Source organism: Sphingomonas sp. H160509, assembly GCF_024124765.2.
GTDB lineage: Bacteria > Pseudomonadota > Alphaproteobacteria > Sphingomonadales > Sphingomonadaceae > Sphingomonas.
Genome location: NZ_JAMXSR020000002.1, coordinates 3,962,540 through 3,974,719, shown reverse-complemented (window position 1 = coordinate 3,974,719; position 12,180 = coordinate 3,962,540). Strand labels below are relative to the sequence as shown.

Below are 12,180 nucleotides of genomic sequence, written 5' to 3'. Positions count from 1 at the left end.
ACATCCAGCGTTACGGCAGCATCGGCGACCGTCACGGTCCGGTGCGCGTCGGGGAAGCCGACATAGCGGATCACGAGTTCGTGCGTGCCGGCGGGGACACCGACCAGCGAGAACCGCCCGGTGCGATCGACCACGGTCGACAGTTCGAGCGTCGGAATCGAGACCGATGCACCGTCGAGATAGTCGCCGCTACCTGCCTGCGACACGGTACCGGTGATGCTCCCGAGCGCACGCGGCGCGCCGACCGGGGTCGCGGCATCGGGACGCGCATAGGCGCTGGTGGCGGTCAGCGAGGTCAGCGCGCAGCCAGTCAGCAGCACATGCGCGAGGACGCGACCGCGAACGCGGGTCGACAGGTTCGATTTCATGGTATTCCCCCGGGTGGTCCCGACTTCTTCAGCCGGCTTGGGAGGCGCGGTAGCCGCCGTGCATGGCACCGACGTTACTTTTGCATGACGAAATCATGACAGCGACGTCATGTGCTACGACGTCGCGTACGCGCGAGGATAAACCCACATTAAACCAATGTTAAAATCGCCGGACACGCGATTCTTATATTCGTAACGGACGTGCCACGACCGCCGCCTATCGCGCCCTTCAAGGCAAAGACTGCCGAAAAAGGGAAACTCTCGATGTTGAATTCAGCAAGCCTGCGCTTGCGGCTGCTGGCCGGCGCCGCCCTGACGGTCGCGATCGCGTCGCCAGTGCTCGCGGCCCCCGCGCCGTCCGCCGCCAAGGATACGGCGCCCGCTACGGCAGCCGCAGACCCCGTGATCGATCCGGCCCCCCGCCACTGCGGAGCCCGCCGACCAGACCGGTCTTGGCGAGATCGTCGTCACCGCGACCAAGCGCGAGACGAACCTGCAAAAGACGCCGATCGCGATCAACGTGCTGAGCAGCCAGGCGCTGACCGACCGCCACGTCCAGAGCCTGTACGATCTCGCCGACGGCGCCGTACCGTCGTTGCGCGTCGCGACGTTCGAGGCCCGCCAGTCCGCGCTGACGATCGGTATCCGCGGCATCGTTCCGCTCGACGCCAACCAGCCCGCACGCGAGCAGGGGTGTCGGCGTCTATATCGACGGTGTCTACCTCGGTCGCCAGCACGGCCTGAACGCCGCGCTGTTCGACGTCGACCGGATCGAAGTGCTCAAGGGCCCGCAGGGCACGCTGTTCGGTCGCAACACCGAAGGCGGCGCGCTCAGCATCGTCACCAAGGGCCCGAGCGGCAAATGGGGCGGCAGCGCGACCGGCGGGATCGCCAACTACGGCAGCTACAACGGTACGCTGCATGTCGACCTGCCCGAAACTTATGGCGTGTCGCTGAAGCTCGACGGCGTCATCCAGCATCAGGACGCAACCACCAAGAACCCGCTCGCGGACCAGACCGGCTTCAACTATTACCATCGCCGCGGCTTCAAGGCGACCGCACGTGTCCGCCCGATCTCGGGCATGACCGCCGATTTCAGCTACGATAACGGCTACGACTCGAACAGCCCGTTCTACAGCCAGTTGCTCAACGTGAATCCGAACGGGTGCAAGGCCGGTGCGCAATCCGCCTCGCCCGCCTGCGCGCTTCCCGGCACCAACTACACGACGCTGACCGGCAGCGTGAAGCCGCTCCCGAGCCAGGTCGTCGTCAATGGCGACAGCCGGATGAAGGTCGCCGACATCGGCGTGCCGCAGCAACCAAGCATCGACAAGACGCACGGCTTCACCTCGAATATCCGCTGGGACGTCGCACCCGAGATCGAACTTCGCTCGATCACCGCATGGCGCGGCGTAAACGCGACGCAGTACGACAATAGCGGCGGCTACCACCGCGTCCCCGTCGTTGCCGCTGGCTGCGTTGGCAGTGCATGCAACTTCAGCCGCTACAGCCTCGCCGACCTGCACCAGAACCAGTTCAGCCAGGAATTCCAGGCAGTCGGCACGGTCGGCCAGTTCGATTATGTCGCCGGGCTGTATTACTTCAACGAGCACATCAGCGACGACGCGGCGACGCCGAACTCGCTGGCGTTCAATTCGGCGCTGACGACGATCTCGGTGCTCGATCCCTGCACCGGGTCAGGCGGGTTCGGCTCGCTCGTGGGCTGCCGTTCGATCGATCGTGCCTCGGAAGTGCATTCGAAGAGCTATGCGGGCTACGGCCAGGTCACCTGGAACGCGACCGATCGCGTTCACCTGACCGCCGGTGGCCGCTACACGCGCGACGAGAAGCAGGGCGTGCTGCATTTCTCGCGTAACCTGAACTACGACACGGCGACCCAGGCCCAGTTGACCGCAGCCGGCTATGCGCCGCTCGACGCCACCTGGAACCGGTTCAATCCGATGGCGACGCTCGCCTATGACGCCAGTGACACGGTCCACGTCTATGCAAAATACGCGACCGGCTACCGTGCCGGTGGTGCCAGCTCGCGGACGTCCAATTACCAGACGTTCAACCCGGAGGACGTGAAGTCGTACGAGATCGGCGCCAAGACCGATTTCTGGAACCACCGCGCCCGCCTGAACCTTGCCGGCTACATCATGGATCGCAAGAACAGCCAGGTCGACATCAGCTCGATCCAGACGACCGCGTCGGGCAGCTTCAACAACCTGGTGACGATCAATGCGCCTGGTATCACCAAGATCCGCGGGATCGAGGCCGACCTGACCGTGCAGCCGGTCGACGGCCTGACGCTGACCGCCGGCTATGCCTATACCTACACGAAGATCCCGCCCGTGCTGATCACGTCGACCGGCGTGTATCAGAACTTCTACATCGTGTTCACGCCGCGCAATGCCGCCAACGGATCGGTCGACTACACGATGCCGGTCGGCGATATGGACCTTAAGTTCCACCTCGACGGCAACTACTCGCAGGCGACGCAGACCTTCGATCAGTTCGCGACCAAGAACGATCCGGCGTTCATCGCCAACGCCCGCCTCGCCTTGGCGAACATCCACGTCGGCGGCAGCAACGCGGTGACGATCTCGGCCTGGGTCCGCAACCTGTTCGACAAGCAGTATGTGTTCCGTCGCGATCCGTCGAACAGCCTGCCGGGCGCTCCGACGACCAACCTCACATCGGGCAGCGTCAACAACGTCCTCGGCGACTACGGCAATTTCAACGCGCCGCGCACCTACGGCATGGAGGCTTCGGTCAAGTTCTGATCGGGCTTGCCGCGTAAAAATGGAAACCCGGGCAGGCGCTCAGCCTGTCCGGGTTTCGTCGTTTCAGCCCTTGGGCAGCGCAATGACGACGCGCAGTCCGGGAGCCGCGTCTTCGAGTAAAATGGTGCCGCGGTGAAGCCGGACTATCGCCTGAATCAAGGGTAGGCCAAGGCCGTGCCCTTCGTCGTGGCGGCTGGCGTCGAGCCGCCCGAACCGCCGCAACGCCAGCTTGCGCTGATCGGCCGGAATGCCGGGGCCGGTATCGGTCACCGTGAGCGTGGCAGTGTTGCCGGTGGTCGTGACGCCGATCTCGATGCGGGTGCCGGGTGGGGTGTGGCGGAGCGCGTTCTCGATCAGGTTCACGAGCATCTGGCCGAGCAACTGGTGATCGCCGACGATCTCGGCCACGGGCGATGGTTCCAGCACCAGCGTCCGGTCGCCATCGGCGACTACCGGCTGCATCATCGTCGCGATCTCTTCCGCCAGCGCCGCAAGATCGAGCGTCGCGAACGCCGCGCGCCGATCGCCGCCTTCGATCTCGGCGATCCGCAGCATCGCCGCGAACATCTTGAGCAGTTCGTCGCTCATCGCGATCGCGGTTTCGAGATCGTCGCGCTGGCCGTCCGTCTGGGCCCGACGCAACGCCAGCGCCAACTGGCTGCGCAAGCGTGCCAAGGGCGTGCGAAGATCATGCGCGATATCGTTGGAGACGTTGCTGATCCCGGCCATCAGCTCCGAAATACGGTCGAGCATGCGATTGAAGGCCATCGCCTGGTGCGCGAACTCGCCGCCCGATCGATCGACCGGTACGCGCCGCGTCATGTCACCATCGATGATCGCGTCGACCGTCCGCCGGGTCTCGCCGATCCGCCGTCCGATCGTGATGACGAAGAACAACAGGCCACCGATGACGACCAGCAGGATCGATCCGAAGCCGACGAGGTAAATCCGGACACGTGCCGCATTATAGTCGTCGAACGGTTCGGTCTCGGCGATCGTCACCAGCGTCATGCCGTGCCCGACGTCGCGGACCAGCGCACGCCCGGCGGACAGTCCCGCGATCTGGTCCTTTAGCGCGACCGTCGAAAACCCCATCGGCAGGCGGCGCGGCAAGGCAATGTTGCCGCCGAGGCCTGCGACCGGTCGCGTCGAGCAGCAGGAAACCGATATCGCCGGTGTCACGTTCGCGGGTCGCGGCGTTGATCCGCCGGACGAGTTCTTCGGGGCTGCGGTCGCCGGAGATGCCGGCGGCGGCATCGCTCACGACCAGGATGCGACGATCGACCAGTCGCTCGATCGTGCGTTGCGTCGCGGTGTAGATCGCGAACCCGGTGCCGAGCGTCGCGACGAGGAACGCGATCAGGAACGCCAGCGTCAACGCGCGCAGCGATCGCAGGCGGGTCATCCGCGCAGCATGTATCCGACGCCGCGCACCGTGCGGATGGGATCGTCGCCACCCGCTGCGGTCAGTTTCACGCGGAGGTGGCGGACATAGACGTCGACGATGTTGGTGGTCGGTGCGAAGTCGTATCCCCAGACCCGCTCGACCAGCATCGCCCGCGTCAGCACCGCGTCGGCATTGGCGACGAACTCGGCGAGCAATTTGAACTCGAGCTTGCCGAGATCGAGCGCGATGCCGTCGCGCCACGCGCGGAACTTGGTAGGGCTGACGACGATATCGCCGGCGTGGATCGTATCGCCGGCGCTACCGGTCCAGCCGCGTCCGCGCATCAGCGCGAGCAGGCGCGCGTTCAGTTCGACCGCGGCGATCGGCTTGACCACATAGTCGTCCGCGCCGGCCTCCAGCCCTTCGACCTTCTCGACCGAGCGGCCGAGCGCGCTGAGCATGATGACCGGCATCGTGATGTTCGCACTCCGCAGCCGCTGCAGCACGGAGATGCCGTCGATCTTCGGCAGCATCCGGTCGAGGATCACCGCGTCGAACGCCTGGCTGTCCACCGCGGCAAGCGCGTCGCGGCCATCAGGTGCGACGGTCACGCCGTGATCGAACCCGCGCAGTTCCTCGGCCATCGCCTGCGCGAACATGGCATCGTCCTCGACCAGCAGAATGTTCAGGCTCATCACGGTCTCACTCGGGCAAGGCCCCGGCTTATCGTGCTTTGCCGCGCGTACAAGCGTCTTGCGGCGTCAGTCGGAGGCTACAACGCCGTCCGTCGCTTAGCGGAAGCCTCGCATTGGTTCACGCGAAGGCGCGAAGGCGCGAAGAGATGAGAAGAATGGGTTCACGCGGAGACGCGGAGAGTTCTCTGGGACCAACGGTCCCCTTCATCATCGCCGCAAGGTGATGAACGAGACGCCCGTACCGCCCGCAACACCTCCGCGTCTCCGCGTCTCCGCGCGAGCAAATCTTCTTTGCGCCTTCGCGCCTTCGCGTGAACACACCTTCTCGCATGCAGTTACGGCAGCAGGATCGTGCTCCCCGAAGTCTCGCCCGCCTCGATCGCGCGATGGGCGGCTGCAGCCTCTTCGAGCCGAAAGGTCCGGCCGATCTCTGGCGTGACCGCGCCGTTGTCGAGCATCGCGAAAAGGCGGGCGATGCCCGCCTGCCTCTCCTCCGGCGTAACGTAGTAATCGAACAGCGTGGGCCGTGTTACGAACAGCGAACCCTTCCGCGCAAGGACGCCGATGTTGACGCCGTCGACCACCCCGCCCGCATTACCGTAGCTGACGATCAGCCCGCGTCTGGCCGCGCTGTCGAGAGACGCGTCCCACGTCGCACGCCCGACACCGTCTGGGACCACAGGCACGCCCTTTCCATCCGTGATCTTGCGGACGCGCGCGGCAATGTCCTCGGACTTGTGGACGATGACGTGATCGGCGCCAGCGTTCCGGGTGCGTGCCGCCTTGTCCTCGCTGCCGACGCTGGCGATGACGGTCGCGCCGATCGCCTTCAGCCAGCCGACCAGGATGTGGCCCACCCCGCCCGCCGCCGCGTGGACTAGGACGGTCTGCCCCGACTGCACCTTGGCGCAGCGCTCGACCAGGAACTCGGCGGTGCAGCCCTTGAGCAGGATCGCCGCGGCGGTCTGGTCGTCGAGCGTGTCGGGCAGCTTGAACAGCTGGTTCGCGGACACGTTGCGCTCGGTCGCATAGGCGCCGCGCGACGGGCCGAAGGTACCGACCCGGTCGCCGGGCGCGAAATCGTCGACGCCTTCGCCGACCGCCATCACCACGCCCGCCGCCTCGCTGCCGAGCCCCGAGGGCAGGTCGATCGGGTACACGCCGCTGCGGTGGTACGTGTCGATGTAGTTCAGCCCGACCGCGGTGTTGCGCATCCACACCTCACCCTTGCCCGGGGGTGGCAACTCGACGTCGCGCCACTGGATGACCTCGGGGCCGCCGGTCTTCTCGATGAATGCCACTCTCGCCATGCCGGCCTCCTGATGAATTTCTCGATCAACCTACGGCATGCGTTTCGGGTTGCAACCGATCTCCGGCGAGCCCATTCCTGCGCAAGACAAGATGCGGAGAGGCACGATGAAAAGCTATTTGCAGCAATATATTGACGGCGCTTGGGTCGAGAGCGAGGGCGGCACCGTCTATCAGGTGATCGACCCGTCGACCGAGCAGCCCTGTACCGAGATCACGCTGGGCACCGCCGCCGATGTCGACAAGGCCGTGGCTGCGGCGCGCTTGGCGTTCGAGAGCTGGAACCAGACCAGCGTGCAGGAACGCCTCGATGTGCTCGGCCGGATCATGACCGAATACAAGGCGCGGATGCCCGATCTGGCGAAGGCGATGTCGCAGGAGATGGGCGCCCCGATGGCGCTCGCCTCGATGGCGCAGGCGCCGACCGGGCTCGCGCATTTCTCGGCGACTGCGAAGGCGCTGGCGGCGTTCGAATTCTCCGAGACGATCGGCAAGGCGACCGTCGTGCACGAACCGCTCGGCGTCGTCGCGATGATCACGCCGTGGAACTGGCCGCTGAACCAGATCTGCGCGAAGGTTGCTCCTGCGCTGGCGGCAGGCGACACGATGATCCTGAAGCCGTCCGAGGAAGCGCCGTCCTGTGCGGTGATCCTGGCGGAGATCATGGACGCGGCCGGCGTGCCCGCGGGCGTGTTCAACCTCGTCAATGGTGACGGTCCGGGCGTCGGAGCAGCGCTGTGCGTGCATCGCGACGTCGACATGGTGAGCTTCACCGGCTCGACGCGGGCCGGCATCGCCGTGGCGCTGGCCGCAGCACCGACGGTCAAGCGCGTCCATCAGGAGCTTGGCGGCAAGGCTGCAAACCTCGTGCTGGAGGGCTCGGACCTGGCGGCGGTGTTGCCGCCCACCGTGGCGGGCGTGCTTGCCAATTCGGGGCAGAGCTGCATCGCGCCGACCCGTCTGCTCGTGCATGCCAGCCAGGTCGCGGAGGCGACGGCGATCGTAAAGTCGATGATGGAGCAGACCAAGGTCGGCGATCCCGCCGAGATGGGCCAGCACATCGGCCCGGTCGTGAACAAGGCGCAGTTCGACAAGATCCAGGGGCTGATCCAGTCGGCGATCGACGAAGGCGCCACGCTGGTGACCGGCGGCGTCGGGCGTCCGGACGGGCGTAATGCGGGGTATTACATCCAGCCGACGCTGTTCACCGACGTGCGTCCGGACATGCGGATCGCGCAGGAGGAAAACGTTCGGACCGGTCGCGACGATCACGTCGTACAGCGATCAGGATGAGGGCATCCGTATCGCCAACGCGACCGAATACGGGCTGTCGGCGACGATCTCGGGCGATCCGGCGGCGGCAGCAAAGGTCGCACCGAAGTTGCGCGCGGGGCTGGTGACGATCAACTCGTGGAGCCCGGACATCGGCGCGCCGTTCGGCGGCTATAAGCAGTCGGGGAATGGTCGTGAGAACGGGCGCTATGGGCTGACCGACTTCATGGAGGTCAAGACGATCACCGGTCTCCCCGGCGACACGCGTCAAGGCAAACCAGCCGAAGCGGGGGCTTAAGGGTTACGCCAGCTTCTGGTGGGGGGCTCATCAAACAGGAGCTCCCCGTCATCCTGACGAAAGTCAGGATCCAGAGTTACGACAGTCAGCCTTTGTAGCTCTGGATCCTGACTTTCGTCAGGATGACGGACGGGGTGACGGGTGCCCCAGCCTAGTCGAGGTTGGGACGAAGCCAACGTTCGGCGATTTTCAGGTCCGCGCCGCGCCGGGCGGCGTAATCTTCGAGCTGATCGCGGCCGACGCGGGCGACGCCGAAATACTCGGCCTGTGGGTGGCCGAAATAGAAGCCGGATACCGCCGCGGTCGGGAACATCGCAAAGCTCTCGGTCAGTTCCAGCCCGGTCGCGGTCTCGGCGTCGAGCAGGTCGAACAGGATCGGCTTGAGGCTGTGGTCGGGGCATGCGGGATAGCCCGGCGCCGGGCGGATACCGCGATATTGTTCCTTGATCATCGCTTCGTTGGTGAGCTGTTCGTCTGGTGCGTAGCCCCACAGGTCGGTGCGGACGTGCTTGTGGAGGCGTTCGGCGAAGGCTTCGGCGAAGCGGTCGGCGAGCGCCTTCAGCAGGATGTCGTTGTAATCGTCGTTGTCCGCCTTGAAGCGCGCGATGTGGTCGTCGATCCCGTGGATGCCGACCGCGAAGCCGCCGAACCAGTCGTCTTGGGTGTCGACGAAATCGGCGAGGCACATGTTGGCGCGGCCTTCGCGCTTGGCGATCTGCTGGCGCAGCATGGGGAGACGAACCTCGTTCTGCTCCCTCTCCCCTCCGGGGAGAGGGGCCGGGGTGAGGGGCTGTTCCGGGCGCAGCACTGCTTGGCTGCCCCTCACCCCAGCCCTCTCCCCGGAGGGGAGAGGGAGCAGTGACCACCACATCATCCCCCTCGCGGCGTGCGGGCCACAGCCCCGCGACCCCGCGCGGGGTAAGCCATTTCTCCGCGACGATCGTGTCGAGCATCGCCTGTGCATCCGCGTACAGCGAACTCGCGCTCTCGCCGACCACCTCATCGGTCAGGATCGCCGGAAAATTCCCTGCCAGCTCCCATGCGCGGAAGAACGGCGTCCAGTCGATATAGTCGCGCAGGTCCGACAGATCCCAGTCCGCGAACACATGCACGCCAGGCTTCACCGGCGCAGGCGGCTTCATCGCGAAATCCGCCACGAACCCGCGCGCGCGCGCGTTTCCAGCGGCAAAAGCTCGCTCTGCCCCTTGTTCGCGCGCGAAATCCGCACCGCCTCATACTCGTCGGCGGTCTTGGTCACGAACTCGTCGCGGATCGTGTCCGACACCAACGTCGACGCAACACCCACAGCGCGGCTCGCATCGAGCACGTGCACGACCGGGCCATCATACGCCGGCGCGATCCGCAGCGCGGTGTGGACCTTCGAGGTCGTCGCGCCGCCGATCAGCAGCGGCATCGTCATGCCCGCGCGCTTCATCTCCTCGGCGACCGTCACCATCTCGTCGAGCGACGGCGTGATCAGCCCCGAGAGTCCGATCATGTCCGCATCGTTCTCGTTCGCAGACTCCAGGATCTTCGACCAAGGCACCATGACGCCGAGATCGACCACGTCGAAGCCGTTGCACTGCAGCACCACGCCGACGATGTTCTTGCCGATATCGTGCACGTCGCCCTTGACGGTCGCCATGATGATCTTGCCCTTGCCGCGTGCGCCGGGCTCCTTCGCCGCCTCGATGTACGGCAGCAGATGCGCGACCGCCTTCTTCATCACGCGCGCCGACTTCACGACCTGCGGCAGGAACATCTTACCCGACCCGAACAGGTCGCCGACGACGTTCATGCCGTCCATCAACGGGCCCTCGATCACCTCGATCGGCCGCCCGCCATTGCCGGCGATGATCAGCCGCGCTTCCTCGGTATCCTCGACGACATGGAGGTCGATGCCCTTGACCAGCGCATATTCGAGCCGCTTGTTGACACCGAGCGAACGCCATTCCGCCGCCGCCTTCTCGGCGACCACGTCGGTGCCGCGATAGCGTTCGGCGAGCGCGACCAGCCGGTCGCCCGCCTCGGGATCCTTGTTGAGCACGACGTCCTCGACCGCCTTGCGCAGTTCGGGATCGATGTCGTCGTAGATGTCGAGCTGGCCGGCGTTGACGATCGCCATGTCCATGCCCGCGGGGATCGCATAATACAGGAACACACTGTGCATCGCGCGGCGCACCGGCTCGTTGCCGCGGAACGAGAAGCTGAAGTTCGACAGCCCGCCCGAGATATGGACGTGCGGGCAGCGCGCCTTGATCTCCTTGCACGCCTCGATGAAGTCGACGCCGTAGTTGTTGTGCTCCTCGATCCCCGTCGCGACCGCGAAGACGTTGGGATCGAAGATGATGTCCTCGGGCGGGAAGCCGATCCCGACGAGCAGCTTGTACGCGCGCTCGCAGATCTCGACTTTCCGCGCCTGCGTATCCGCCTGCCCGACCTCGTCGAACGCCATCACGACGACGGCGGCGCCGTACGCCATGCATTTCCGCGCCTGCGCGAGGAACTGCTCTTCCCCCTCCTTCATGCTGATCGAGTTGACGATCGGCTTGCCGCTGACGCACTTCAGCCCTGCCTCGATCACGCTCCATTTCGAGCTGTCGACCATGAACGGGATGCGCGCGATATCGGGCTCGGCGGCGATCAGCTTCAGGAACGTCGTCATCGCGTGGTGCGCGTCGAGCAGCCCCTCGTCCATGTTGACGTCGAGCACCTGCGCGCCGCTCTCGACCTGCTGGCGCGCGACCTCGACTGCAGCGGGATAATCGCCCGCCATGATCAGCTTCTTGAAGCGCGCCGAGCCGGTGACGTTGGTGCGCTCGCCGATGTTGACGAAAGAGGTGGAGGAGGGAGGTGGTGGTGGTCATCGGTTTGTTTCTTCTAGCCCCCCTCTTCCCTCCGGGGGAGAGGGTTGGGGTGAGGGGTAGTTCTGGGCGGTAGCGCTCGTGGCGCCCCTCACCCCGGCCCTCTCCCCGGAGGGGGAGGGAGCGGTGGCCTAAGCGGCCATCGTGAACGGTTCTAAGCCAGCGAGCTTTGTCCGCACTTCAGGCCGCGCAACCGCACGCGGTTCGAGCCCCCGCACACCGTCGGCCATCGCCTTGATATGCGCCGGCGTCGAGCCACAGCAGCCGCCGAGGACGTTGACCTGCTTCGCCACCGCCCACTCGCCGACGAGGCCAGCGGTCGTCGCCGGCTGCTCGTCATACTCGCCGAGTTCGTTGGGAAGCCCCGCGTTCGGATACACCATGATCAGCGTATCCGCGATCGCGCTCAACGTCTTCACATGCGGCCGCAACTGCTCCGCGCCGAACGAGCAGTTCAGCCCGATCGTGATCGGCTTGGCGTGGCGCACCGCATGCCAGAACGCCTCGACCGTATGCCCCGACAGGTTGCGCCCCGAGAGATCGGTCAACGTCATCGACATCATGATCGGCACGTCGCGCCCGAGCGCGTCGCCCGCCTCGATCGCCGCCATGATGCCCGCCTTGGCGTTGAGAGTGTCGAAGACCGTCTCGATCAGGATGAAATCGACGCCGACGCCCTCGCCGCCTTCGAGCAATGCGTCGATCTGCTCGCGGTAGACGCCCTTGAGATAATCGAAGTCGATCTCGCGAAAGCCTGGATCGTTGACGTCGGGCGACAGCGACAACGTCTTGTTGGTCGGCCCGATCGCGCCGGCGACGAAGCGGGGCCGTCCATCCTTCGCCTGATATTCATTGGCGAGCGCGCGGGCGATCCTGGCGGACTCGACGTTGATCTCGCGCACGAGATGCTCGGCGCCGTAATCGGCCTGCGAGATCACGTTCGCGCTGAACGTGTTGGTCGAGACGATGTCCGACCCCGCCTCGAGATATTCCCGCGTAATCGTCTCGGGGACGTCCGGCTTGGTGATCGCCAGGATATCGTTGTTGCCCTTCTGGTCATGGCTCAAGCCGAGCGACCCCGCATAGGCCGCCTCGTCGAGCTTCCAGTTCTGGATCTCCGTGCCGAACGCGCCGTCGGTGATCAGGATGCGCTTGGCGGCTTCCGCGTTGAAACGTTCACGTGGTGTCATCATCAATCTCCT

The 12,180-nt window shown here is 65.5% G+C and carries 7 protein-coding genes and 4 pseudogenes; 3 read left to right on the top strand and 8 right to left on the bottom strand.

The window, feature by feature from the left end; all coding sequences use genetic code 11:
• Positions 1–2: 2 nt before the first annotated feature.
• Positions 3–368 (bottom strand): annotated as a pseudogene (locus NHF48_RS21505) (carboxypeptidase-like regulatory domain-containing protein); the annotation flags it as partial.
• A gap of 273 nt (positions 369–641) precedes the next feature.
• Complete coding sequence (locus NHF48_RS26250; protein ID WP_446741190.1) at positions 642–1,022, bottom strand: hypothetical protein; 381 nt, start codon at positions 1,020–1,022, stop codon at positions 642–644.
• Positions 1,023–1,075: 53 nt separating this feature from the next.
• Between NHF48_RS26250 and NHF48_RS26245 the strand changes: the two are divergent.
• Both NHF48_RS26245 and NHF48_RS21500 read left to right on the top strand, forming a co-directional pair.
• A pseudogene (locus NHF48_RS26245) lies at positions 1,076–1,138 on the top strand (hypothetical protein); the annotation flags it as partial.
• 6 nt (positions 1,139–1,144) lie between these two features.
• On the top strand, positions 1,145–3,154 hold the full coding sequence (locus NHF48_RS21500) for a TonB-dependent receptor domain-containing protein (protein ID WP_446741189.1): 2,010 nt from the start codon (positions 1,145–1,147) through the stop codon (positions 3,152–3,154).
• A 63-nt stretch (positions 3,155–3,217) separates the two neighbouring features.
• On the opposite strand, the gene NHF48_RS25515 is transcribed toward NHF48_RS21500, so the two are convergent.
• The 4 genes from NHF48_RS25515 to NHF48_RS21485 form a co-directional block, all read right to left on the bottom strand.
• Entirely contained in the window at positions 3,218–3,883 is a 666-nt protein-coding gene (locus tag NHF48_RS25515; RefSeq protein WP_342454770.1) for a sensor histidine kinase, read from the bottom strand.
• 235 nt (positions 3,884–4,118) lie between these two features.
• The gene (locus NHF48_RS25510; RefSeq protein WP_342454705.1) at positions 4,119–4,559 is read right to left on the bottom strand and encodes a hypothetical protein; all 441 of its coding nucleotides are present in this window, start codon (positions 4,557–4,559) and stop codon (positions 4,119–4,121) included.
• Positions 4,556–5,236 carry a response regulator transcription factor gene (locus tag NHF48_RS21490; RefSeq protein WP_253072256.1) on the bottom strand — a complete coding sequence of 227 codons (681 nt, stop codon included), beginning with the start codon at positions 5,234–5,236 and terminating at the stop codon, positions 4,556–4,558. Before NHF48_RS21490 ends, NHF48_RS25510 begins: the two co-directional genes overlap by 4 nt.
• Before the next feature lie 335 nt (positions 5,237–5,571).
• Complete coding sequence (locus NHF48_RS21485) at positions 5,572–6,546, bottom strand: quinone oxidoreductase family protein (RefSeq protein WP_253072255.1); 975 nt, start codon at positions 6,544–6,546, stop codon at positions 5,572–5,574.
• A gap of 106 nt (positions 6,547–6,652) precedes the next feature.
• Here NHF48_RS21485 and NHF48_RS21480 point away from each other — a divergent pair.
• A pseudogene (locus NHF48_RS21480) lies at positions 6,653–8,114 on the top strand (aldehyde dehydrogenase family protein).
• 151 nt (positions 8,115–8,265) lie between these two features.
• Here NHF48_RS21480 and metH read toward each other — a convergent pair.
• Together metH and NHF48_RS21470 are read right to left on the bottom strand one after the other, a co-directional pair.
• A pseudogene (gene metH / locus NHF48_RS21475) lies at positions 8,266–10,890 on the bottom strand (methionine synthase).
• Positions 10,891–11,109: 219 nt separating this feature from the next.
• Positions 11,110–12,168, bottom strand: a complete 1,059-nt coding sequence (locus NHF48_RS21470; RefSeq protein ID WP_253072254.1) for a homocysteine S-methyltransferase family protein — start codon at positions 12,166–12,168, stop codon at positions 11,110–11,112.
• Positions 12,169–12,180: the final 12 nt, after the last annotated feature.